The organism is Teichococcus vastitatis, from assembly GCF_003604215.1.
Lineage (GTDB): Bacteria > Pseudomonadota > Alphaproteobacteria > Acetobacterales > Acetobacteraceae > Pseudoroseomonas > Pseudoroseomonas vastitatis.
In genome coordinates this window covers 64,963-89,082 of sequence record NZ_QXGS01000005.1, presented here as the reverse complement: position 1 = coordinate 89,082, position 24,120 = coordinate 64,963, and the positions used below count along the sequence as shown (strand labels likewise).

The window sequence follows — 24,120 nt, the reverse complement described above, 5'->3', positions numbered from 1 at the left end:
TGCAAGCCGGGGCGCAAGCGTTCCCGTGGGGCGCTCAGCCGCCGGGCAGGCTGGTGACGTTCTGTTCCGCCTGACCCCGCGTCGCCCAGCCGGTGGTCCGTTCCTCGATGGCAACGGCGACGGCGTACATCACCACGCCCATCACCGCCGTCACCATCAGGCCCGCGAACACCAGCGGCACGTCGAAGCGGCTGCTGGCCGAGAGCATCAGTTGGCCGATGCCGGAATTGGAGCCCACCGTTTCGGCCAGGATGGAGCCCACGAATGCCACGGTGATCGCGATCTTCAGCGAGGCGAAGAAGTAGGGCATCGCGCGCGGCAGCCCGACCTTTCGGATGATGTCGACCGGCCGCGCGCCGAGCGCGCGCAGCACGTCGCGCAGCTCGGGCTCCACCGTGGCGATGCCGGTGGCGACGTTCACCACGATGGGAAAGAAGGAGATCAGGAAGGCGGTGATGATGGCCGGCACCGTGCCGATGCCGAACCAGATCACCAGGATCGGCACCACCGCCACCTTGGGCACCGAGTTGAAGCCGATCAGCAGCGGGTACAGCCCATGGTAGAGCAGGGTGGAGGAGCCGATGGCCACGCCCAGCGCCAGCCCGAACACGATGGCGAGGCCGAAGCCCACCAGCGTGGTCATCAAGGTCTGCCAGGCATTGCTCAGCAACGGCTCCCACCACTGGATCATGGACGCGGCGATGGCCGATGGCGCGGGCAGGATGAAGGCGTCGATCTGCAGCCCCCGCACCAGTACCTCCCACAGCAGAAAGGTCGCGGCGATGATGATCCACGGCAGCAATGTCTGCAGCCGCCGCCGCCGCCGCGCCGCCGCCGCGAGCGCTTCCACGCGCCGGGCATTCGCCTCGCCGCGGCGCGGCGCGGAATCATCGCCGGGGCGCGGTGCGGGGTCGCTTCCGCGCCGCGGGGTGGGGGAGCCCTGATCAGGCGGCATCGGCGATCTCCCCGCCCTTGCGGGCGGCGTTGATATGGTCGCGCAACTCGTGCACCAGATCCTGGAAGTCCTGCTTGTAGGTGTCGTCGAGGGAGCGGGGGCGGTCGAACGGAACCGTGCGCTCGGCCAGGATGCGGCCTGGGCGGGAGGACATCACCAGCACGCGGTCGGCCAGGAACACGGCTTCCCTCAGGTCGTGCGTCACCAGGATCACGGTGGGCTTCAGCGTCAGGCAGACCTCCTGGAGCTGGGCCCAGAGATCCTCGCGGGTGAAGATGTCGAGCGCACCGAAGGGCTCGTCCAGCATCAGCAGCTCGGGGTCGTGCACCAGTGCGCGGCACAGGCTGGCGCGCTGCTGCATGCCACCGGACAGCTGATAGGGAAAGCGCTTCTCGAAGCCCGCCAGCCCGACCATGGCCAGCAGCCTGTGCGCCTTGTCCTCATAGGCGGCCCGCTCGCGCCGCAGGCGCCGCCTGTGAGGCTCCACCACCTCCAGCGGCAGCATCACGTTGCTGAGGATGTTGCGCCAGGGCAGCAGGGTAGGGTTCTGGAACGCCATGCCGACCACGGAGAGCGGCCGGTCCACCTCCTGCCCACCGACGATGACGCTGCCGGCGCTGGAGGGCCAGAGACCGGATACCAGCTTCATCAGCGTCGACTTGCCGCAGCCGGAAGGCCCGACCACGACGACGAACTCGCCCCGCGCGACATTCAGGGTGGCGTCGCGCAGCGCCAGCGTGCCCTCCACGCCGCCATATTGCATCGAGACCCCGTCGATCTCGACGAAAGGCCGCTCCTTCGTCGCCATGCCCAATCCCTGCCGCACCCGTGTTCCGCCCTGCAAGTGCCAAGCCATGGGGTGCGAAGGCAAGCCTGCCGTACCGCGGCAGCGGCAAAGATGCAGGGTTCCGGGCCAACCCTGCCCATCGGCTGGGCATTGCGGGGGCGGCGCGGCCCCGATGTCACGCAACGGCGGCGGCGGGCCCGTGTTGCTGCGGTGATGCTCCGCGCGCCCGCTTCTTCCACGCTGCCCGCCGAACTGCTCACCCCGGCCGAGATGGCCGAGGCCGATCGTGCCGCCATCGCTGGTGGCGTGTCCGGCCTTGCCCTGATGCAGGCCGCAGGGGCGGCGGTGGCCCGGGCGGTGCGCGCCCGGTTCCGGCCCTGTCGCGTGCTGGTGCTGGCCGGCCCCGGCAATAATGGTGGTGACGGCTACGTCGCCGCGCGGCTGCTGGAACAGGCGGGATGGCCGGTCGGTGTCGCGGCGCTGGCACCGCCGCGGCTCGGCAGCGACGCCGCGCTGGCCGCCGCCGCCTGGCGCGGCCCGTGCCTGGGGCTGGAGGCCGCGGAGATTGCCCGCGCCGGGCTGGTGATCGATGCGCTGTTCGGCGCCGGGCTGCAACGCGACCTGGCGCCGGAGCTGGCGGCGCTGCTGCGCGGCGTCTCGGCCCCGGTGGTGGCGGTGGATGTGCCCTCCGGGGTTGATGGCGCGACCGGGCAGGTGCGCGGCTTCGCGGCACAGGCGGCCCTGACCGTGACCTTTTTCCGGCGCAAACCCGGACACCTGCTGCTTCCCGGCCGTGAACTATGCGGCGAAACGGTGCTGGCGCCGATCGGCCTGCCGGGCGCGGTTCTGCAGGGCATCGCCCCGTCCAGTTTTGCCAATGGTCCGGCCTTGTGGCGCCTGCCGCGTCGTGATGCCGAGAGCCACAAATTCAGCCTCGGCCATGTCACCCTGGTGGCGGGCGCCACCATGCCGGGCGCCGCGCGGCTGGCGGCATCGGCCGCGCGGCGGGTCGGCGCCGGGCTGGCCACGGTGGCGGCGCCGGATGGTCCCACCGCGGCGCTGTTCCGCGCCGGCGAGCCTGGCCTGCTGGTGCGCGACGACCCGCCCGAGGCGCTGATCGAGGATCCGCGCCGCAACGCCTGGCTGCTCGGCCCCGGCGCGTCGCCGGGCCAGGCGATCCTGGATCTGTTGCGGCGGCTGGTGCAGGCCGGCCGCGCGGTGGTCGCGGATGGCGGCGCGCTGACCGCCGCCGCCGGGCAGCCGGACGCGCTGCGGGGCGCGGCGGTGCTGACGCCGCATGCCGGCGAATTTGCCCGCGTCTTCGGCGCCGCGACGGAGGACCGGCTTGCGGCGGCGCGCGCGGCCGCTGCCCGCACCAGCTCCGTGGTGCTGCTGAAGGGCTCGGACAGCATCATCGCGGCGCCGGATGGTCGCGCCGCCATCAACAGCAACGCGCCGCCCGCCCTGGCCACGGCCGGCTCCGGAGACGTGTTGGCGGGGCTGGTGGCCGGTCTGCTGGCGCAGCACATGCCGCCCTTCGAGGCCGCCGCCGCCGCCGCTTTCCTGCACGGCGCGGCCGCCACTGCGGCTCTGGGCGGCGCCCGGCCGGATCAACCCTTGATTGCCGAAGACGTGTTGTCGGGAATCGGCCCCGCCGTCGCGGTGGCGCTTTCCTCTGGGGGCTGGACTGCGGCAAGCTGATCACTACATGTTTCGCCAGATTACTGGCGTAATGCCGGGGAGCCCACATGTCCGACGTTGCCATTGTTCCTTCCGGCTCGGAAGGATTGTTCGACCGGGCATTGAAGCGCGTCACCGTGCTGTGGCGCGACATGGCCGCCTCAGTCGGAGGTCCTGCCGAGGATGCGTCGTGGGAAGCCCGCATGCGGGCCTGCCTGGAGGCGCGCGGCGGCGAGGTTTCGGCCCGCAACCGCGCCGCCAGCCTGGCGCAATCCTATCTGACGCTGGATGAGGCGGGACGCGCCGGCTTCTTCCAGGCCCTAGCGAGCTTCGACTCCGACCCGGCTTCGGTGGAGGCGGCGATGCGTGAGGTCAGTGCCGCCCGGGACAACGCGTCCCGCGCCAGTGCCAAGGCCAAGCTGCGCCGGGTGCTGGAGCCGCCGCGCCTGCGGCTGCTGACGCAGTTCACCACCATCCCAGACGGCATGAAGTTCCTGGTGGATCTGCGCGCCGACCTGAACCGGCTGATGGGGCGCGATCCCATGCTGGGCGCTCTGGATGCCGATCTGCGCGGCCTGCTGGCCAACTGGTTCGACATCGGCTTCCTGGAACTCCGCCGCATCGACTGGAACTCGCCCGCCGCCCTGCTGGAGAAGCTGGTGGGCTACGAGGCGGTGCACCGGATCCGCACCTGGCGCGACCTGAAGAACCGCCTGGATTCCGACCGCCGCTGCTACGCCTTCTTCCATCCGCGCATGCCGGAGGAGCCGCTGATCTTCGTCGAGGTGGCGCTGGTGCAGGGCCTGTCCGGCTCGGTGCAGAAGCTGCTGGACGAGAAGGCGCCGGTGCAGGACCCGCGCAAGGCCGATACCGCCATCTTCTATTCCATCAACAACTGCCAGCGCGGCCTGGACGGCATTTCCTTCGGCAATTTCCTGATCAAGCGCGTGGTCTCCCTGTTGCGCGAGGAACTGCCCAACCTGAAGACCTTCTCCACCCTGTCCCCGATCCCCGGCTTCCGCCGCTGGCTGGAGGAGCGCACCAGCGAGGCGGAGCCGAAGCTGCTGACCGAGGAGGAGGCGAAGCAGCTCGTGGAGTGGTCGGGGCTTGCCAGCGGCGACGCGGCGCTGCGCGCCCTTCTGGCCGGGCCGCGCGCTCTGGCGGGCAGCTGGGGCCTGAAGGCGGAACCGGTGCTGACGCGGCTTTGCGCCCGCTACCTCGTGCTGGAGACCGGGCGCGGCGGCAAGCGGGCCCGCGACCCGGTGGGCCATTTCCACCTGTCCAATGGCGCGCGGATTGAGCGGGTGTGCTGGCGCGGCGACGTGTCCGAGAAGGGAATGCGCGAGAGCATCGGCTTCATGGTCAATTACCTCTACGACCCGGCCAAGATCGAGGATTACCACGAGGCGTATGTGGGGGAGGGCAGCCGCGCCGCAACCACGGCGCTGCGCAGGCTGGCACGCAGCGGCCCGCAATAATCTGCTGCCTGCCCTCGCCTCAGGCAGCGATGGCAGGGCGCGGCAGCGTCTGGAAACCGGGGCGGCCGATCAGGTAGCCCTGGAACAGGGTGACGCCCAGATCCTCCAGGACGCGGAATTCGGCGTCCGTTTCGACGCCTTCCGCCACCACGTCGCAGCCGAGATCGCCGCACAGCGCCAGCATGTGGCGGATGATGCTGCGCCGGCGCGCATCGCGGTCCACGCCGCGCACCAGCGCCATGTCGAGCTTTACCGCATCGGGCTGGAAATCCGCCAGCAGGGTGAGGCCGGAATGCCCAGCGCCGAAATCATCGATTGCGGTGCGAAAGCCGATGTCGCGGTAGCAGGCCAGGATGCGCAGCAGGTGCGCCGGGTCCTGCATGGCCTCGTTCTCGGTGAACTCGAAGATCAGCCTGTCGCGCGGCAGGGTGCTGCGCTCGGCCGCCGCCAGGGTGGCCCGGATGCAGGCGCGGGGTTCATAAACGGCGTTCGGCATGAAGTTGATCGACAGCTTCGCGTCGGTGTCGATCAGTCCCAGTCCGGTGGCCATTTCGATGGCGCAGACGCGGCAGGCCTGGTCGAAGGCGTAGCGATTCGCTTCGGTGATGGCGCCCAGCACGCCGGCGGCCCCTTCCCCGGCGGGGCCGCGCACCAGCGCCTCGTAGGCATAAAGCCGCGATCCGGCGGCATCGCGGCGGAGGATCGGCTGAAAGGCCATCGACAGGGCGGGCAGGGCCGCGGCGGGACCCCGGCAGGCGGCGCAGCCGGGTGAATCAGAAGGCGGCATCCAGGCGGGGCTCCAGTGCGAGGCGGTATTCTAGACATGATAATGATTGCCGGGTCGTGAACGTGGTCCGCTTGGTGGCGGCGGGGCTTTTCACTAGCTTGTGTGGGTCCGAGACTGAACCAGCAAGGAAGCGCCATGAACGCCACTCCCGATCCGCGCGGATTGCGGCCGGCTGACGACCCGGCTCGCCGCCTGCGGCTCCTGCGCGCGGTGGAGCGCAAGCTGCTCTGGCTCTCAGCCTGGACCATCCACAACGCCAACCACATCCGGCCCAACCGCGACGGTCTGAAGGTGGGCGGGCACCAGGCTTCCTCGGCCTCCGTGGCGGCGATCATGACGGCGCTGTATTTCGATATCCTGCGGCCGCAGGACCGGGTGGCGGTGAAGCCGCATGCCGGGCCGGTGTTTCACGCGGTGAACTACCTGCTCGGGCGGCAATCGCGCGACAAGCTGGCGACGCTGCGCCAGTTCGGCGGCATCCAGCCTTATCCTTCCCGCGTCAAGGACGGTGCGGAGGTGGATTTCTCCACCGGCTCGGTGGGCCTCGGCGTGGCGCTGACCTCCTTCGCCTCGCTGGTGCAGGATTATGTCCACCTGCATGGCCTAGCGCGGGAGGGAATGCCGCGCGGCCGTCACGTCGCCATCGTCGGCGATGCCGAGCTGGACGAGGGCAACATCTACGAGGCCCTGCTGGAAGGCTGGAAGCACGATGTGCGCGATGTCTGGTGGGTGATCGACTACAACCGCCAGAGCCTCGATTCCGTGGTCCCCGACCGGTTGTTCGGCCGCATCGAGGGGCTGTTCCGCGACATGGGCTGGAACGTCGTCACACTCAAATACGGCCGCAAGCTGGAGGCCGCCTTCGCACGGGAGGATGGCGAGCATCTGCGCCGCTGGATCGACGACTGCCCGAACAGCCTCTACGCCGCGCTGACCTTCCAGGGCGGCGCCGCCTGGCGCGCCGCGGTGCTGGCGGAGCTGGGCCGCATGCCCGGCATCCGCGCCATCATCGACCCGCTGGACGATGCCGAGCTGGGCGCGCTGATGACCAATCTCGGCGGCCATGACATCGAGACGCTGACGGAAGCCTTCCGCGCCCAGGAGGCCGCCGGCGACCAGCCCACCTGCTTCATCGCCTACACCGTGAAGGGCATGGGGCTGCCCTTCGCCGGGCACAAGGACAACCATGCCGGGCTGATGACCCGGGAGCAGATGGAAGCCTTTCGCGGCGAGATGGGCATCCGCGAGGGACATGAGTGGGACCGCTTCGAGGGCCTCGACCTTCCGGTCGCGGAGCTGGAAGGCTTTCTCCGCGAGATCCCCTTCGCCGCCGCGCTGGCGCCGGAGGGCCGCAGCCTGTCCGCGCCCGCCGTGCCGGTGCCGCCCGTGCTGCCGGCGCCGCGCCTGCCGCCCTCGCGGATGCTGTCCACCCAGGCCGGCTTTGGCGAGCTGATGGCCGAGATCGGCCGCGGCCAGAAGGAATGGTCCGCCGTCGCCTCGCGCATCGTGACCACTAGCCCGGATGTCACGGTGTCCACCAGCCTCGGGCCCTGGGTGAACAGGCGCGGCATCTTCGACCGGCACCTGAAGAACGACGTGTTCCGCGATGCCAAGCTGGCCTCGGCGCAGCGCTGGGGAATGTCGCCGAAGGGGCAGCACGTGGAACTCGGCATCGCCGAGCAGAACCTGTTCCTGGTGCTGGGTGCGCTGGGACTGGCGGACCGGATGCATGGGGCACGGCTGCTGCCGGTGGGCACGGTGTACGACCCCTTCGTCAACCGCGGCCTCGATGCGCTGATCTATGCCTGCTACCAGGATGCGCGCTTCCTGCTGGTGTCCACCCCCTCCGGCCTGACCCTGGCGCCGGAAGGCGGGCAGCACCAGAGTGTCAACACCCCGCTGATCGGCATGGCGCAGGACCGGCTCGCTTCCTATGAGCCGGCGCATGCCGACGAGCTGGCGGTGCTGCTGCGCCACGCTTTCCACCACATGCAGCAGCCTGACGGCTCGGCGGTGTGGCTGCGGCTGTCCACCCGATCCATCGCGCAGCCGGAGCGGGCGCTGGACCCGGCGGCGGTGATCGCCGGCGGCTACTGGGCGGTACACCCCGCTGAGGGGGGCCGCATCGCCATCGCCTATCAGGGTCCGGTGGCGCCGGAAGCCTGGGCCGCCTTCGAGGAGCTGCGCGCCGAGGAGCCCGGGGCCGGGCTGCTCGCCATCACCAGCCCGGACCGGTTGCACGCGGAATGGCTGGCCTCGCGGCGGGCGGCGCGGCGGGCGCCCGGTGCGGCGGCCTCCACGATCGAGGCGCTGCTGGCACCGCTGGCGCGCGACGCGGCCATTGTTTCCGTGCTGGACGGGCACCCGGCGGCCCATGCTTGGCTCGGCGCGGTGCGCGGGCAGCGCGTGGTGCCGCTCGGGGTGGACCATTTCGGCCAGGCCGGCGACATCCCGGACCTGTACCGCGAACACGGCCTGGACACCGACGCGATCCTGGATGCCTGCGCCCAGGCGCTGCTCGGCGGCTGAGGCGTGGGGCAACTGCCGCGGGGGTTCCGCTTTCTTTCCCCGGCACCATCCTCCTCGGTGATCGCGGCATCGTCGGACAAGGCCGCCCCGCGCGGCGGATGATGCGGCACTCCAGCCGAGGTCGCTGCACATGTTCCTTGTTTCCCGCCGCCTTCTCCTGGGCTCCGGCTCCATCGGCGTCAGCCTGATGGGTGGCGCCCTGTCGCAGCCTGCCACGGCGGCCGGGCCGCTGCCCCCGGTTCCGGCGGATATCGGGCAGGTCGAGAACGGCCGTGTCACCTTTCCGAACTGGAGGGGGGAGGCGGATCGTCCCTCTCCGCCGCCCCCGGCACCGCTACCTCCGGAGAAGCGGGTCGGCTTCGCGCTGGTCGGTCTGGGCCGGCTGTCGCTGGAGCAGCTGCTGCCGGCCTTCGCCGAGTGCAGGCAGGCGCGTCCCGTGGCGCTGGTGTCCGGCACGCCGGACAAGGCGCGCATCGTGGCTGAGCAGCACGGCATCCGGCCGGACGCGCTGTACGATTACGGCAGCTTCGATCGCATCCGCGACAATCCGGAGGTGCAGGTTGTCTACATCGTGCTGCCCAACGGCCTGCATCACGAGTTCACCCTGCGCGCCGCCCGGTCCGGCAAACATGTGCTGTGTGAGAAGCCGATGGCCAACACCGCCGCCGAGGCGGCCGAGATGGTGCAGGCCTGCGCCGCCGCCAAGGTGAAGCTGATGGTGGCGTATCGCTGCCAGTATGAGCCCTATAACCGCCAGGCCACCGACCTGCTGCGCTCCGGCGAGCTGGGGCGTCCGCGCTTCATCGAGGCGGTAAACACCCAGGTGCAGGGCGAGATCGATCAGTGGCGCTTCAAGAAGGCGCTGGCCGGCGGCGGCGCGCTGCCCGACATCGGGCTCTATTGCCTGAATTCCGCGCGCTTCTATTCCGGGGAGGAGCCCGTGGAAGTGTTCGCCCGCATCGACAACCCGAAGAATGACCCGCGCTACCGCGAGGTGGAGGAAAGCATGGCCTTCATGCTGCGCTTTCCCTCCGGCCTGATCGCCAATTGTGCCTGCAGCTACGGCGCGCATGAAAGCAAGGATCTGCGGGTGCGGCTGGAGAAGGGCTGGATCGATGTGGAGAACGCCTTTGCCTATGAGGGCCAGTCCATGCGCGTCGCCCGCCGCGCCGGCCGCGCCGAGGGCATCGAGGAGCTGCGCCTGTCGCAGAAGAACCAGTTCGCTGCCGAGATCGACCACATGGCGGAATGTGTGCTCACCGGCCACACGCCGCGCACGCCTGGCGAGGAGGGGCTGCAGGACCATCGCATCATGGAGGCGCTCTACCGCAGCGCCGAGACCGGCCAGCCGGTGGCGCTGCCGGCGGCGGACACGCTGGATGCCACGCGCGGCCCGGGCCTGAAGGGCGACGGCTAGAAGCGTCCTCCATGGCTCCGGCAACCCGCGGCCGCTACCGGCCGATCAGCGATTACGGCATCATCGGCGATACGCACAGCACCGCCCTGATCGCGCCGGATGGTTCGGTGGACTGGCTCTGCTGGCCACGCCATGACAGCCCGGCCTTGTTTCTGCGGATCCTGGATGACGGACGAGGCGGACTCTGCACCGTGGAAGGCGGTGCAGGACAGGGCGAGCCGCGACCGGCCGGCCGCCGCTACCTGCCGGGCACCAATATTCTCGAAACGCACCTGGCCATGGCGGGCGGCGAGGCGACGCTGACTGATTTCATGCCAGTGAACCCGCCGGCCCCGTTATCCGAGGAAGGTCCGGACGGGGAAGGGGAAACCCGGCTGATCCGCCTGCTGCGCTGCGTATCGGGCTGCGTCAGCGGCTGGTTCCGGGTGCGCCCTGCCTTCGACTACGGCCGGCTGCAGGCCGGCGCGGCGGCACATCCCGATTGCGTGCTGTTCTCGGCCGGCGGGCACCGGCTGCGCGCCGCCGGCTCGGCCCCGCCGGAGCTGCGCGGCAACGAGGCCTGGATTCCCTTTTCCCTGCGTCAGGGCGAGGAAGCCTTCCTGGTGCTGACCCATGGCGAGCAGGGGCGGGAGCCGCCGGTGCATGCCGAGGGTGTGGCGCACCGCCTGGCGCAAAGCCGCCGCTACTGGGAGGAATGGAGCGCGCGCTGCGGGTATCGCGGTCCTTACCGCGAGATGGTGCTGCGCTCGGCACTGTGCCTGAAGCTGCTGTGCTACGCGCCCAGCGGCGCCATCATTGCCGCCGCCACCACCTCCCTGCCCGAGGCGGTGGGGGGCACGCGCAACTTCGATTACCGCTTGGCCTGGATGCGTGACGCCAGCTTTTCCGTGGGTGCCTTCGTGAACCTCGGCTATCTCCGGGAAGCGGCGGAGTTCATGCGGTTCCTGCGCGAGATCGGCGAGGGGCCGGGCGCCGAGCTGCGCCTCCTGTACGGCATCAAGGACCCGCCGGCGCCCGAAGAAACGCTGGACCACCTGGAAGGCTACCGCGGCTCCCGCCCCGTACGCATCGGCAATGCCGCCAAGGACCAGCGGCAGCATGACATTTACGGCGAGTTCCTGTCCTCACTGCACCTTTATGTGGACCGGGTCGGCCGCAACCTGCCGCACAGCGTCGGCCGGCACCTGAAATCCGCCCTGCGGGCTCTGGCCGAGCAGGCCCTGGCGCGGCGGCACGAGCCGGATCATGGCATCTGGGAGATCCGCGGCGCGCCGCAGCATTACCTTCACACCAAGGCGATGCTGTGGCGGGCGCTGCATTCCGCCGCCCGCACCGCCGAGATCATGGGCTACCATGATCTCGATATCGCCGGCTGGGATCGCGCGGCCGGCGAGATCCGCGAGGAATACCATCGGCGGGGCTGGAGCATCCGGCGCGGCGCCTTCGCCATGGCCTACGGCTCCGACCGGCTTGACGCGGCGGTGCTGCGCGCGGTGCTGTATGGCGCGTTCGAACCCGGGGACCCGCGCATCGCCGCCACGCTGGAGGCGGTGCAGCGCGATCTGGCGACGGGCGATCTGGTACGCCGCTACGACGCGGATGACGGCTTCCCCGAGAAGGAGGGGGCTTTCGCCGTCTGTTCCTTCTGGCTGGTGGGGTGCTTGGCGCTGATGGGCCGCACCCGGCCCGCCAAGGCGATGTTCGAGCGGCTGCTGGGCCGTGCCAACGATCTCGGTCTCTATGCCGAGGAGTTCGACCTCGCCACCGGGGAGTTCCTGGGCAACTTCCCGCAGGGCTTCACCCAGATGGCGGTGATCAACCATGCGCTGCGGCTGGACGGCAGCATCGCCCGCTTCGGCTTGCGGGACTGATCTCATCCGCCGGCAGAGGTTGGGCAAGTCGTTCTGTTCCGGGTTCAGCGGCGATGCTGGTGGGCTCAGCGGCTCCGGAAATAGGCGTCGAGCCGCCGCATCGCTTCCCGCGCCAGCGCCGTGTCCACGGCGAAGCAGAGTCGCAGCTGGCCCTGGCCTTCTGGCCCGAACGCGGTGCCGGGCGCCAGCCCGACCTTGGCCTCCCGCAGCAGCCGGATGGCCAGGGCCTTGGAATCGGTTTCGCCGGCCACCGAGAACATCAAGTAGAAGCTGCCCTCCGGCGCCTGCGTGGTGATGCCGGGGATCGCCGCCAATCCCTCGGAGAAGATGTCCCGGCTGTCGCGGCAACGGCCCACCATGGTGCGGATGAAGTCGTCGCCTTCTTCCAAGGCGGCAATGCAGGCATGTTGGATAAAGGTCGGGATCGAGGTGGTGTTGTACTGGCCGAGGTTGTCGAACACCTGTTCCATGCCCTGAGGGAAGATGAGCCAGCCGGCTCGCCAGCCGGTCATCGCCCAATTCTTGGAGAAGGTGTTCGAGATCAGGAGCTTGTCTTCGGCGGTGCAGACCTGCAGGAAGGACGGAGCGATGCTGTTGCCGTAGGTGAAGTGGTTGTACACCTCATCCGACAGGATCCACAGGCCGCGTTCCCGGGCGAGGTCGCGCAGCGCGGCCATCTCCCCCTTGCTCATCACCCAGCCGGTCGGGTTGGACGGCGAGTTGATGGCGATGACCCTGCTTCTCGGGGTGATCGCCGCCTCGATTGCCTCCAGGCTGAGGCTGAACCCGCCATCTGCGCCCCGATCCAGCGCGACCGGCACGGCGACGCCGCCCAGCACCTGCACGGTGGCGGCCAGATTGGGCCAGTGCGGTGCCGGGAAGATCACCTCGTCCCCGGAGTTGAGCACCGCCTGCATGGCCTGCATGATGGCATTCATACCGCCGGCCGTCAGGGTGAAGCGGCCGGCCGGCACCTCGACCCCCCAGTGGCGACGATGATAATCCGACAGGGCTTGGCGCAGCCGCGGCAGGCCGTGCGCGTAGGTGTAGCGCGTGTGGCCGGCGCGCATCGCCGCCGCCGCCGCATCCACCACGAGGGACGGAGTCGGCAGGTCGCCCTCGCCGATCCACAGCTTGATCACCTCGGGGTCCTCGCGGCCCAGATCGGCCACCTCGGCGATCTGGTTCTGCGCCAGGGCGCGGATGCGCTCGGGCAGGTCGTCCAGGAGGGCGGGGCGGGTGGGGCTGGAGACGCTCATGCGGGCGAAAACCTCGGGCGCGGAACGGCCGGGATGGGCCGCTTCATCCTGTGTGCCGCCGCCGCCGGGGGCGCGCAAGGCGGGGATGGGCGGCTGTGCTCTTTCAATAACCGCGCCACTGCGCTAAACGCGCCGGCTCATGAACGCCGGCCGTGGAGGCGTCGTGGGTCTGGCGGGCGTGGTGGAATTGGCAGACACGCTGGATTTAGGTTCCAGTGGCGCAAGCCGTGGGGGTTCAAGTCCCTCCGCCCGCACCACCCGGCCCCCGCAATCGCGCCGGCCCTGACCGGTCTATATTCTCTAGGAGCGTTGGTGTGGCGATGCAGGTGACCGAGCTGGCAGCCGAGGGGCTGAAGCGGGCCTTTACCGTGGTGGTTCCGGCGGCCGACATTGCCGCGGCGCGCGATCAGCGCCTGGTGTCGCTGGCCAAGGACATCCGCCTGCCGGGCTTCCGCCCGGGCAAGGTGCCGATGGCCGTGGTGAAGCAGCGCTATGCTTCCGCCGTGATGAGCGAGGTGCTGGAGCAGCAGGTCCAGTCCGTGACCCGCACCGTGGTGGAGGAGCGCGGCCTGCGACCTGCCATGCAGCCGAAGATCGAGCTGGTGTCGTTCAAGGACGATGCCGACCTCGAATTCAAGATCGAGCTGGAGCAGATGCCGGAGATCCAGCTGCCGGACTTCTCCGCCATTGAACTGGAGAAGCCGGTCGCCAAGGTCGGCGATGAGGAAGTCTCCAGGGCGCTGGAGGGCATCGCCGCCCGTAACCGCGCCATGGAGGACGTCACCGAGGACCGCGCCGCCCAGCAGGGCGACGTGGTGGTGACAGACTTCATCGGCCGTGTTGTCGGGCCTCAGGATCTGCTCTCGGGTACTCCAGCGGAGAGCTGGAAGCTGACGCAGGCTGGCGGCACCGGTAGCCTGGAGGCCGTTGATGGCGGCGCCGTGGCGAAGCTGTCGGGTGCCGACGCTGCCCGCGTCACCTTTGTTTCCGGTCCGAAGCTCCAGGGCGGTGATGTCCTGAACATTTTCTTCCGTTGGAAGGTTGATGCACCGCTCTCCGATAATGCTAAGGGCGTCGTGTTCTTTGACCTGCAGGATGACACTGGCAAGACTGTGCAGTCTGGCGAGGTTTCCGTGACGCCGCCCGGCATGGAGGAGGCGTCGGTCAGCGCTACCTGGACTGCGCCGGAAGGTGCGTCCGGCATGCTGCGGGTCAGTGTCCGTGTCGGCTTCGCCGACAAGAAGGACGACGTTGTCCTGACCATAACCAACGTGGCCCTGCGCCAGGGCGAGGATGGAGCGGTGGGCGCTGCCTTCCCGGGCGGCACCGGCACGGACATGCCGGTGGAGATCGGCGGGGCCGGCTTCATTCCCGGCTTCGCGGAAGGTCTCGAGGGCATCAAGGTCGGCGAAACCCGCCATGTGGACGTGACCTTCCCGGCCGAGTACGGCGCCGCCGAACTCGCCGGCAAGCCGGCCCGCTTCGAACTGACGGCCAAGAAGCTGCAGAAGCCGGTCTCGGCCGCGGTGGATGAGGAGTTCGCCAAGAAGCTCGGCCTCGGCAGCGTGGACGAGCTGAAGCAGCGCGTCACCGAGAGCCTGCAGGGCGAGTATGACCAGCTGTCGCGCCTCAATGTGAAGCGCAAGCTGCTGGACGCGCTTTCGGCCCAGGCCTCGTTCGAGGTGCCGGCATCGATGGTGGAGACCGAGTTCGCGCAGATCTGGCAGCGGGTCGAGGCCGACCTGAAGGCGGGCCGCCTGGATGAGGAAGACAAGGGCAAGGATGAGGACACGCTGAAGGCCGACTACAAGGCTATCGCCGAGCGCCGCATCCGCCTTGGCCTGCTGTTGAGCGAGATCGGCCGCACCAACAACATCCAGGTGACCAACGAGGAGCTGTCCCGCGCCATGCGGACCGAGGCCCAGCGCTACCCGGGCCAGGAGAAGCAGGTCTTCGACTTCTTCCAGAAGAACCCGCAGGCGATCGACAGCCTGCGTGCGCCCATCTTCGAGGAGAAGGTGGTGGACTTCATGCTGGAGCTGGCCAAGGTCACCGAGAAGGAAGTGCCTGCCGGAGAGCTGTCAGCCGATCCGACAACCTGATGCCCTGTCGCTGGGATGCCGAAAGGCGTCCCGGCACCGGGAGGGGGCTGCCGCCCCGGAGACTGTGCCGCGGAAATTTTCGATCCCCTGGCGCAACCATATCCGCCCCCCTCTTTCCCCTGCGCGGCGTCTGCACCATGTTAACAATTGAAGTCTAGGGTGATGGCGGACGGGATTCGCCGGGGCGGGATGGGCAAGGGCTCTTCCGTGGCCCGGTGGCCCGTCCACCGCGGAAGGATGCAAGATGCGGGATCGTGATCCGGTCGAAACCTATAACAACCTCGTCCCGATGGTCATCGAGCAGACCGCGCGGGGCGAGCGTGCCTTCGATATCTATTCGCGCCTGCTGAAGGAACGGATCATCTTCCTGACCGGGCCGGTCTACGACCAGATGTCGTCGCTGATTTGCGCCCAGCTGCTGTTCCTTGAAAGCGAGAATCCGAACAAGGACATCGCCTTCTACATCAACAGCCCGGGTGGCGTGGTCTCGGCCGGCCTCGCGATGTACGACACCATGCAGTACATCCGCGCGCCGGTATCCACGGTGTGCCTGGGCATGGCGGCGTCGATGGGATCGCTGCTGCTGACCGCCGGCGCCAAGGGCAAGCGCTTTGCGCTGCCGAACAGCCGCATCATGGTGCACCAGCCGTCCGGCGGTGCGCAGGGTCAGGCGACCGACATCGAGATCCAGGCACGCGAGATCCTGTCGCTGCGTAAGCGGCTGAACCAGATCTATGTGAAGCATACCGGCCAGCCTATCGAGGAGATCGAGCGCAAGCTGGAACGCGACAGCTACATGTCGGCGGAGGAGGCGAAGGCCTTCGGCCTGATCGACGAGGTGGTGGAGGAGCGTCCGGCCGGTCCGATCTCTGAGGCCCCCAAGGCATGAACCATGGCCGGGCGGAGAACTCCACCCGGCGCCTGAGTGGTGGCCGGCGGCTGCGGGCCGCCCGGCACCCGTCCCGCTTCCCCCGTTATGACAGGGGGGCTACAGTCCCGCATGATCCGCCGGCCCGTTGCCGGAGGGTCCAGGAGCGCGCATGAGCAAGTCCGGCGACTCGAAGAACACCCTGTATTGCTCGTTCTGCGGCAAGTCGCAGCACGAGGTCCGCAAACTCATCGCCGGCCCGACGGTCTTCATCTGCGACGAGTGCGTCGAACTCTGCATGGACATCATCCGTGAGGAGCACAAGACACACCTGGTGAAGTCTCGCGACGGGGTGCCGACCCCGCGCGAGATCTGCAAGGTGCTGGATGATTATGTGATCGGGCAGGAGCACGCCAAGAAGGTGCTCTCCGTCGCGGTGCACAATCATTACAAGCGCTTGGCGCATGGCGGCAAGACCGGCGAGGTCGAGATCGCCAAGTCCAACATCATGCTGGTGGGCCCGACCGGCTCGGGCAAGACGCTGCTGGCCCAGACGCTGGCGCGCATCCTGGACGTGCCCTTCACCATGGCGGACGCCACGACCCTGACCGAGGCGGGCTATGTCGGCGAGGACGTGGAGAACATCATCCTCAAGCTGCTGCAATCGGCCGACTACAATGTCGAGCGGGCGCAGCGCGGCATTGTCTATATCGACGAGGTCGACAAGATTTCCCGCAAGTCGGACAATCCGTCGATCACCCGGGACGTGTCGGGCGAGGGCGTGCAGCAGGCGCTGCTGAAGATCATGGAAGGCACCGTCGCCTCCGTGCCGCCGCAGGGCGGGCGCAAGCACCCGCAGCAGGAATTCCTGCAGGTCGACACGTCCAACATCCTGTTCATCGTGGGCGGCGCCTTCGCCGGGCTGGACAAGATCATCGCCGCCAAGGGCAAGGGCTCGGGGATCGGCTACGGCGCCGAGGTGCGCGGCCCGGATGAGCGCCGCATGGGCGCCATCCTGCGGGAGGTGGAGCCTGAGGACCTGCTGAAGTTTGGCCTGATCCCGGAGTTCATCGGCCGCCTGCCGGTGATCGCCACGCTGGAGGATCTGGACGAGAAGGCGCTGATCGAGATCCTGACCAAGCCGAAGAACGCTCTGGTCAAGCAGTATCAGCGCTTGTTCGAGATGGAGGCTACCAAGCTGACCTTCACCGAGGACGCGCTGCGCTCCGTTGCGACGCGCGCCATCCAGCGCAAGACCGGCGCTCGCGGCCTGCGGTCCATCATGGAGAGCATCCTGCTCAGCACCATGTTCGATCTTCCGGGCCTCGAGGATGTCGAGGAAGTGGTTGTGAACAAGGAAGTCGCCGAAGGGCGTGCGGCCCCGCTGTTCATCTATGGTGAACGGGCGGCGGAGCAGACTTCCGCGTGAGGTTCAGCCCGGCTCTGATGGCATGGCTGGCCTCGCGTGGCTTGCCCTGCCGCCAGGCCGGGCCCATCTCATGGGAGAACCCCGTGGCGTGGGCGCGTGCCGTGATCGGGCGCGTTCACGCCGGCTGTCCTGAGTGAGGTCCCCAATGGCGGATAAGAAACCCGAATTGACCAGCGGTGAGCTGCTTCCCGTGCTCCCGTTGCGCGACATCGTTGTCTTCCCCCACATGATCGTGCCCCTGTTCGTCGGGCGGGAGAAGAGCGTGCGCGCCCTGGAGGCGGTGATGCGGGAGGACAAGCAGATCCTCCTCGTTGCCCAGCGCAATGCCGCGCAGGATGATCCGTCCGCGGATGACCTGTACGACGTGGGCACGGTGTCCACGGTGCTGCAGCTGCTGAAGCTGCCGGATGGCACGGTCAAGGTGCTGGTGGAGGGCGGCAAGCGTTCCCGCGTGCTCGGCTTCAAGGAGACCGAGCAGTATTTCGAGGCCTTCACCGCGCTGATCGATGAGGCCGAGGCGGAGCCGCCCGAGGTCGAGGCGCTGGCCCGTACCGTGGTCTCGCAGTTTGAGCAGTACATCAAGCTCAACAAGAAGATCGCGCCGGAGGTGCTGGTCTCGATCAACCAGATCGATGATCCGGCCAAGCTCGCGGATACGGTGGCCAGCCACCTGAACCTGAAGATCAGCGAAAAGCAGGAACTGCTTGAGATCGCCGGCGTTTCGCAGCGCCTCGAGCGGGTCTTCGCGCATATGGAGAGCGAGATCGGCGTTCTTCAGGTGGAGAAGCGCATCCGGAACCGCGTCAAGCGGCAGATGGAGAAGACCCAGCGCGAATACTACCTGAACGAGCAGCTCAAGGCGATCCAGAAGGAGCTCGGCGAGGGCGAGGACGGCAAGGACGAGCTGGCCGAGCTGGAAGCCAAGATCAAGGCCACCAAGCTGTCGCCAGAGGCACGCGATAAGGCGATGGGCGAGCTGAAGAAGCTCCGCTCCATGTCGCCGATGAGTGCCGAGGCGACGGTGGTGCGCAACTACCTCGACTGGATCCTCTCGATCCCCTGGAAGAAGAAGTCGAAGGTCAAGAACGACCTGGCCAAGGCCGAGGAAGTGCTCGACGCCGATCACTACGGGCTCGACAAGATCAAGGAGCGGATCATCGAGTATCTGGCGGTGCAGTCGCGCTCGCCGAAGATCCGTGGCCCGATCCTGTGCCTCGTGGGACCGCCGGGCGTGGGCAAAACCTCGCTGGGCAAGTCCATCGCCAAGGCCACCAACCGCAACTTCGTGCGGATGTCGCTGGGCGGCGTGCGGGACGAGGCGGAGGTGCGCGGCCACCGGCGGACCTATATCGGCTCCATGCCGGGCAAGGTCATCCAGGGCATGAAGAAGGCCAAGACCTCCAACCCGCTCTTCCTGCTGGACGAGATCGATAAGCTCGGCGCCGATTGGCGTGGCGACCCGTCCTCGGCTCTGCTGGAGGTGCTGGATCCGGAGCAGAACTCGACCTTTGGCGACCACTACCTCGAGGTGGATTACGACCTGTCGGACGTGATGTTCGTCACCACGGCCAACAGCCTGCGCATGCCGCAGCCGCTGCTGGACCGGATGGAGATCATCCGCATCCCCGGCTACACCGAGGATGAAAAGGTGCAGATCGCCAAGCGCCACCTGCTGCCCAAGGTGACCGAGGCGAACGGCCTGAAGTCAGGCGAGTGGAGCGTGACCGATGAGGCGCTGCTGGACCTCGTGCGCTACTATACGCGCGAGGCCGGGGTGCGGAACCTGGAGCGTGAGGTCGGTGGCCTGGCGCGTAAGGCGGTGACCGAGATCGTCTCCAAGAAGGCGAAGAAGGTCGCGATCAATCGTAAGAACCTTGGGAAATATGCCGGGGTCCGCAAGTTCCGCTATGGCGAGGCCGAGGCCGAGGACATGGTGGGCGTGGTCACTGGGCTAGCCTGGACCGAAGTGGGCGGTGAGATCCTGACGATCGAATCCGTCATGGTTCCCGGTAAGGGCAAGGTGCAGACCACCGGCAAGCTGGGCGACGTAATGCAGGAAAGCGTCTCGGCGGCTCTGTCCTACGTGCGCAGCCGCTCGGTGAGCTTCGGCATCAAGCCGACGCTGTTCGAGCGCCGCGACATCCACGTCCACGTGCCGGAGGGTGCGACCCCGAAGGATGGTCCGTCAGCCGGCATCGCGATGGCGACATCGATCGTGTCGGTCCTGACCGGCATCCCGGTGCGCAAGGATGTCGCCATGACGGGCGAGATCACGCTGCGCGGTCGGGTGCTGCCGATCGGTGGGCTGAAGGAGAAGTTGCTGGCGGCGCTGCGGGCCGGCATCACCACGGTGTTCATCCCGAAGGACAACGAGAAGGATCTGGCCGAGATTCCCGACAATGTGAAGAAGGGCCTGACCATCATCGCGGTGTCGCATGTCGATGAAGTCATCGCTCAGGCGCTGGCGCGTCCTCCTGAGGCAATCAGCTGGAGCGAGGCGGACGAAGCTCCTCCCGCTGCGGCTGATGGGCGGGGCACCGTTCCGGCCAGCCTGCCGCACTGAGGCATTGGTCGTTGACGAGAGGCCGGAGCAGATGCTCCGGCCTTTTTCGTTTCCGGAACGGTCATCCTGGCGTTGACGCTGCAAAAGCCGCTTGCCTACTGTTCCATCGGGTGCCCTCGGGTGCCGTGGCAGCACAGGGCAGGAACAGGCGGGTGAACAAGCAGGATCTGGTGGCCGTTGTTGCGGAAACGGGGGAACTGTCGAAGGCCAAGGCGGTGGAAGTCGTAGATGCGGTGTTCGGCGCCATCGGAGGTTCGCTCAAGGCTAAGCAGGAGGTCCGCCTCCTGGGCTTCGGAACCTTTTCCACGGCGCGGCGCAAAGCCGGAAAGGGGCGTAATCCGCGCACGGGGGAGGAGATCGATATTCCTGCCGCGACCACGGTCCGGTTCAAGCCGGGCAAGCTGCTGCGCGACGATCTGAACTGAAAAAGGCTTGCGCGGCGCGGTGCCAGCGGGCATCGCTGTGCCTGCACCGGGCGGGCACTTAGCTCAGCGGTAGAGCGCCTCGTTTACACCGAGGATGCCGGCGGTTCGAATCCGTCAGTGCCCATTCCACCCGGCTCCAGGCGGTTCGATGCAGCCGCAAATCAATCGTCATCCTGGCTATTTTCGGTGATTGACAGGGAAGGCCGGGCGCCGTAATTCCCCGCCCACGCCGCAAGCGGGTGTAGCTCAGTTGGTTAGAGCGCCGGCCTGTCACGCCGGAGGTCGCGGGTTCGAGCCCCGTCACTCGCGCCACAGCGCATCAAGAAAACGCCGCCCCGGGCAACCAGGGTGGCGTTTCTTGCTTCGTCTCCACAAGCATCTGGCGCAGCGCGAATCCTGTGGCGGCCTATGGCGGGAAGCGGCTCGGGGGGGTAATGTCCGCCCCGACATTGCATTGCGGCATGCCCCGCGGCGCGATCGCCACGTGCTCCCCGGTGCGTGGCTTTACTGGGCCACCTGGGCCCAAGGGACGGACACAATCATGACCCAGCCCCTGCTGGCGACCTATTTTCCGATCCTGGTCTTCCTGGCGATCGCGGCGGTGATTGCCGCGGCCATGGTGGGGGGCAGCGTGCTGGCCGCCCGGCAGAAGCCCTATGCGGAAAAAGTCTCTGCCTATGAATGCGGCTTCGAGCCGTTCGACGATACGCGGCGCAAATTCGACGTCCGCTTCTACCTCGTCGCCATCCTGTTCATCATCTTCGACCTCGAGGTCGCCTTCCTGTTCCCCTGGGCGGTGGCGCTGGGCGACATTGGCTGGCTCGGTTTCCTGTCGATGATGGGCTTCCTGGCGGTCCTGACGGTGGGCTTTCTTTACGAATGGCGCAAGGGCGCCCTGGACTGGGAATGATCCCATGAGCAGCACCAGCAGCAACGACCTCGCCTGGAACAAGCAGGCGCTTCAGCCTGGGGCGGAGCAGGACGCCGTGGTGAAAGGCGTCACCGAGGAGATGGAGGACAAGGGCTTCATCGTCGCCAACTTGGACAAGGTGGTGAACTGGGCCCGCACCGGCAGCCTGTGGCCGATGACCTTCGGCTTGGCGTGCTGCGCCGTGCCGATGATTCACGCCTATATGCCACGCTACGACCTCGACCGCTTCGGCGTGATTCCGCGCGGCTCGCCCCGGCAGTCGGACGTGATGATCGTTGCCGGCACGTTGACCAACAAGATGGCGCCCGCATTGCGCAAGGTCTACGACCAGATGGCCGAGCCGCGCTGGGTGATTTCCATGGGCAGCTGCGCCAATGGTGGCGGCTATTACCACTACTCCTACAGCGTGGTGCGCGGCTGCGATCGCATCGTGCCGGTGGACGTTTATGTGCCGGGCTGCCCGCCGACGGCCGAGGCGTTGGTCTACGGCATTCTGCAGCTGCAGAAGAAAATCCGCCGCACCGGGAGCATTCTCCGTGGCTGATGAGAACCAGACCCTCCCGGCCGAGCTGACGCCACCGACTCCGCAGCAGGCGTTGCTGAATGCCGTGCTGTCCACTCTGCCGGATGGCGTGGTGACGGAATCGAAGCTGGCGCGCGGTGTAGAGCCGGAGATCCGGGTGCGCCGCGAGGCCCTGCACGCCGTGCTGCAATTGCTGCGCGACAAGCCCGATTTCGGCTTCGAGCAGTGCATGGACATCTGCGGCATGGACTGGCCGCAGCGGGCCGAGCGCTTCGACGTGGTCTACAACCTGTTGTCGCTGACGCATAACCACCGCATCCGCGTGATCACCCAGACCGACGCGGTGCAGCCGGTGCCGACCGTGTCCGACCTCTGGCCCACCGCCACCTGGTTCGAGCGTGAGGCGTGGGACATGTACGGCGTGGTGTTCGAGGGGCAGAGCGATCTGCGCCGCATCCTGACCGATTACGGATTCCAGGGGCACCCGCTGCGCAAGGACTTCCCGCTGACCGGCTATGTGGAGGTCCGCTACGATCCTGAGCGGCAGGCCGTGGTCTATGAGCCCGTGAAGCTGCAGCAGGATTTCCGCAACTTCGATTTCCTCTCGCCCTGGGAAGGCATGACCACGCTGCCCGGCGACGAGAAGGTGCATCTCAACCGGATCACCCGCGAATGAGCCTCAGCACCGAAGACACTCCGGCCGCCGGCGGCACCCGCACGGTCGAGATCGACAGTCACACCATCAATTTCGGGCCGCAGCATCCCGCCGCGCATGGCGTGCTGCGCCTTGTTCTGGAACTGCAGGGCGAGGTGGTGGAGCGGGCCGACCCGCATATCGGCCTGCTGCATCGCGGTACCGAAAAGTTCATCGAGTACAAGACGTACCTTCAGTCGAACCCGTATTTCGATCGCCTGGATTACGTTGCGCCGATGTGCATGGAGCACGCCTACGTCCTGGCGCAGGAAAAGCTGCTCGGGATCGAGGCGCCGATCCGCGCCCAGTACATCCGCGTGATGTTCGCTGAGATCAGCCGCCTGCTGAACCACATCCTGAACATCACCACCTACGCCCTGGATGTGGGCGCCACCACGCCGAGCCTGTGGGGCTTCGAGCAGCGCGAGGCGCTGCTGGAGTTCTATGATTCGACGTCGGGTTCGCACTACCACGCGAATTACTTCCGCGCCGGCGGGGTGGTGAAGGACCTGCCGCCTGGCCTGACCGACCGCATCGCGGCGTGGGCGGAGCAGTTCCCGAAATTCGTGGACGATATCGAGCGGCTGCTGACCGGCAATCGCATCTTCAAGCAGCGCACCGTCGATATCGGCATCATCACGGCCGAGGAGGCGATGGCGTGGGGCTTCAGCGGCCCGTGCCTCCGCGCCTCCGGCTGCGCCTGGGATTTGCGTCGCTCGCAGCCCTATGATGTCTACAATCAGATCGATTTCGACATCCCGGTCGGCAGCCATGGCGATTGCTACGAGCGCTACCTGGTCCGAGTGGCGGAGATGCGTGAGAGCCACAAGATCGTCAAGCAGTGCCTGGCGCAGATGCCGCGCGGCCCGATCAAGGTGCAGGACAGCAAGATTGCCTCGCCGACTCGTGCCGACATGAAGCGGTCGATGGAATCGCTGATCCACCATTTCAAGCTGTATTCCGAGGGCTACCACGTGCCCGAAGGCTCGACCTATACCGTGGTCGAGGCGCCGAAGGGCGAGTTCGGCGTGTTCCTGCAGGCGGACGGCACCAACCGGCCCTATCGCTGCAAGATCCGCTCGCCCGGCTTCGCGCATCTGCAGGCGATGGAGAAGCTGTCCAAGGGTCACATGCTGGCCGATGCCGTGTCCATCATCGGCAGCCTGGATATCGTGTTCGGAGAGATCGACCGGTGAGCGCGCCCCAGCACCAGGAACCCGTCAGCTTCGCCTTTGACGAGCAGAGCGAGGCACAGATCGCCACGATCCTGAAGCGGTACCCGGAGAACAAGAAGGCCAGCGGGGTCATCCCGCTGCTCTACGTCGTGCAGAAGCAGATGGGCCGGCAGACCGGCAGCGCTTGGGTGCCGCGCGTGGCAATGGACCAGGTGGCGCTGCGCCTCGGCATGGCGCCGATCCGCGTCTACGAGGTCGCGACCTTCTACTTCATGTTCAACACCAAGCCGATCGGCCGGTATCACCTGCAGGTCTGCGGCACCACGCCGTGCTGGCTGCGCGGCTCGGACGAGGTGGCGCGTGCCTGCCGCGATGCGGGACACCTGAAGGGCTACGGCGACACCAGCGACGACGGGTTGTTCACCATGACAGAGGTGGAATGCCTGGGCGGTTGCGTGAACGCGCCGATCCTGCAGGTGGACGACGATTATTACGAGGACCTGGATTACGACAGCACGGTGCAGCTGATCGAGGCGCTGAAGCGTGGCGATCGGCCCAAGCCGGGCAGCGCCAGGGGACGGTTGTGCAGCGCGCCGGAAGGCGGACCCGAGACGCTGCTCGACATCCCGCTGGCGGAGGGGAAGTGA

The 24,120-nt window shown here is 67.6% G+C and carries 18 protein-coding genes, 3 tRNA genes and 2 pseudogenes; 19 read left to right on the top strand and 4 right to left on the bottom strand.

The window, feature by feature from the left end; all coding sequences use genetic code 11:
• Window positions 1-34 precede the first annotated feature (34 nt).
• Both D2K64_RS09970 and D2K64_RS09965 read right to left on the bottom strand, forming a co-directional pair.
• Window positions 35-955, bottom strand: a complete 921-nt coding sequence (locus D2K64_RS09970; RefSeq protein WP_120008203.1) for an ABC transporter permease — start codon at window positions 953-955, stop codon at window positions 35-37.
• On the bottom strand, window positions 945-1,763 hold the full coding sequence (locus D2K64_RS09965; protein ID WP_120008202.1) for an ABC transporter ATP-binding protein: 819 nt from the start codon (window positions 1,761-1,763) through the stop codon (window positions 945-947). The genes D2K64_RS09970 and D2K64_RS09965 overlap by 11 nt, the downstream gene beginning before the upstream one ends.
• Before the next feature lie 192 nt (window positions 1,764-1,955).
• Here D2K64_RS09965 and D2K64_RS09960 point away from each other — a divergent pair, with 192 nt between their 5' ends.
• Together D2K64_RS09960 and D2K64_RS09955 are read left to right on the top strand one after the other, a co-directional pair.
• Window positions 1,956-3,443, top strand: coding sequence for an NAD(P)H-hydrate dehydratase (locus tag D2K64_RS09960; RefSeq protein WP_120008201.1), 1,488 nt, complete (start codon window positions 1,956-1,958; stop codon window positions 3,441-3,443).
• Between the two features lie 47 nt (window positions 3,444-3,490).
• Window positions 3,491-4,900, top strand: coding sequence for a malonyl-CoA decarboxylase (locus tag D2K64_RS09955; protein WP_120008200.1), 1,410 nt, complete (start codon window positions 3,491-3,493; stop codon window positions 4,898-4,900).
• A 19-nt stretch (window positions 4,901-4,919) separates the two neighbouring features.
• Here D2K64_RS09955 and D2K64_RS09950 read toward each other — a convergent pair whose 3' ends face one another.
• Complete coding sequence (locus D2K64_RS09950) at window positions 4,920-5,687, bottom strand: EAL domain-containing protein (protein ID WP_238384112.1); 768 nt, start codon at window positions 5,685-5,687, stop codon at window positions 4,920-4,922.
• Window positions 5,688-5,822: 135 nt separating this feature from the next.
• On the opposite strand from D2K64_RS09950, the gene D2K64_RS09945 reads away from it, so the two are divergent.
• From D2K64_RS09945 to D2K64_RS09935, 3 genes are all read left to right on the top strand, one after another.
• A complete protein-coding gene (locus D2K64_RS09945; protein WP_120008199.1) occupies window positions 5,823-8,216 on the top strand; it encodes a 1-deoxy-D-xylulose-5-phosphate synthase N-terminal domain-containing protein in 2,394 nt (797 codons plus the stop codon).
• Window positions 8,217-8,346: 130 nt separating this feature from the next.
• On the top strand, window positions 8,347-9,633 hold the full coding sequence (locus D2K64_RS09940) for a Gfo/Idh/MocA family protein (RefSeq protein WP_120008198.1): 1,287 nt from the start codon (window positions 8,347-8,349) through the stop codon (window positions 9,631-9,633).
• An 11-nt stretch (window positions 9,634-9,644) separates the two neighbouring features.
• Window positions 9,645-11,504 (top strand): glycoside hydrolase family 15 protein, encoded by a 1,860-nt coding sequence (locus D2K64_RS09935; RefSeq protein WP_120008197.1) that lies wholly within the window; start codon window positions 9,645-9,647, stop codon window positions 11,502-11,504.
• Between the two features lie 65 nt (window positions 11,505-11,569).
• On the opposite strand, the gene D2K64_RS09930 is transcribed toward D2K64_RS09935, so the two are convergent.
• Window positions 11,570-12,763 (bottom strand): pyridoxal phosphate-dependent aminotransferase, encoded by a 1,194-nt coding sequence (locus D2K64_RS09930; RefSeq protein WP_120008330.1) that lies wholly within the window; start codon window positions 12,761-12,763, stop codon window positions 11,570-11,572.
• A gap of 172 nt (window positions 12,764-12,935) precedes the next feature.
• Here D2K64_RS09930 and D2K64_RS09925 point away from each other — a divergent pair.
• The 14 genes and pseudogenes from D2K64_RS09925 (at window position 12,936) to D2K64_RS09860 (ending at window position 24,120) form a co-directional block, all read left to right on the top strand.
• Window positions 12,936-13,020 (top strand) — tRNA-Leu (locus tag D2K64_RS09925).
• Window positions 13,021-13,083: 63 nt separating this feature from the next.
• Window positions 13,084-13,497: pseudogene (locus tag D2K64_RS25480) on the top strand (trigger factor); the annotation flags it as partial.
• A gap of 570 nt (window positions 13,498-14,067) precedes the next feature.
• Window positions 14,068-14,865 (top strand): annotated as a pseudogene (gene tig / locus D2K64_RS09915) (trigger factor); the annotation flags it as partial.
• A gap of 244 nt (window positions 14,866-15,109) precedes the next feature.
• Window positions 15,110-15,754, top strand: coding sequence for an ATP-dependent Clp endopeptidase proteolytic subunit ClpP (gene clpP / locus D2K64_RS09910; protein ID WP_120008196.1), 645 nt, complete (start codon window positions 15,110-15,112; stop codon window positions 15,752-15,754).
• A 151-nt stretch (window positions 15,755-15,905) separates the two neighbouring features.
• Window positions 15,906-17,162, top strand: coding sequence for an ATP-dependent Clp protease ATP-binding subunit ClpX (gene clpX / locus D2K64_RS09905; protein WP_120008195.1), 1,257 nt, complete (start codon window positions 15,906-15,908; stop codon window positions 17,160-17,162).
• Window positions 17,163-17,307: 145 nt separating this feature from the next.
• Window positions 17,308-19,725, top strand: coding sequence for an endopeptidase La (gene lon, locus D2K64_RS09900; RefSeq protein ID WP_120008194.1), 2,418 nt, complete (start codon window positions 17,308-17,310; stop codon window positions 19,723-19,725).
• A 152-nt stretch (window positions 19,726-19,877) separates the two neighbouring features.
• Window positions 19,878-20,150 carry an HU family DNA-binding protein gene (locus tag D2K64_RS09895; RefSeq protein ID WP_202910614.1) on the top strand — a complete coding sequence of 91 codons (273 nt, stop codon included), beginning with the start codon at window positions 19,878-19,880 and terminating at the stop codon, window positions 20,148-20,150.
• 52 nt (window positions 20,151-20,202) lie between these two features.
• Window positions 20,203-20,274 (top strand) — tRNA-Val (locus tag D2K64_RS09890).
• A 111-nt stretch (window positions 20,275-20,385) separates the two neighbouring features.
• Window positions 20,386-20,462 (top strand) — tRNA-Asp (locus D2K64_RS09885).
• Window positions 20,463-20,691: 229 nt separating this feature from the next.
• Window positions 20,692-21,060, top strand: coding sequence for an NADH-quinone oxidoreductase subunit A (locus D2K64_RS09880; RefSeq protein WP_120008193.1), 369 nt, complete (start codon window positions 20,692-20,694; stop codon window positions 21,058-21,060).
• Window positions 21,061-21,064: 4 nt separating this feature from the next.
• Window positions 21,065-21,625: a NuoB/complex I 20 kDa subunit family protein gene (locus D2K64_RS09875; RefSeq protein WP_120008192.1), complete on the top strand. Its 561-nt coding sequence runs from the start codon at window positions 21,065-21,067 to the stop codon at window positions 21,623-21,625.
• Window positions 21,618-22,280: an NADH-quinone oxidoreductase subunit C gene (locus tag D2K64_RS09870; RefSeq protein WP_370764667.1), complete on the top strand. Its 663-nt coding sequence runs from the start codon at window positions 21,618-21,620 to the stop codon at window positions 22,278-22,280. The genes D2K64_RS09875 and D2K64_RS09870 overlap by 8 nt, the downstream gene beginning before the upstream one ends.
• Complete coding sequence (locus D2K64_RS09865; protein WP_120008190.1) at window positions 22,277-23,494, top strand: NADH-quinone oxidoreductase subunit D; 1,218 nt, start codon at window positions 22,277-22,279, stop codon at window positions 23,492-23,494. The genes D2K64_RS09870 and D2K64_RS09865 overlap by 4 nt, the downstream gene beginning before the upstream one ends.
• Window positions 23,491-24,120, top strand: coding sequence for a complex I 24 kDa subunit family protein (locus tag D2K64_RS09860; protein ID WP_120008189.1), 630 nt, complete (start codon window positions 23,491-23,493; stop codon window positions 24,118-24,120). Before D2K64_RS09865 ends, D2K64_RS09860 begins: the two co-directional genes overlap by 4 nt.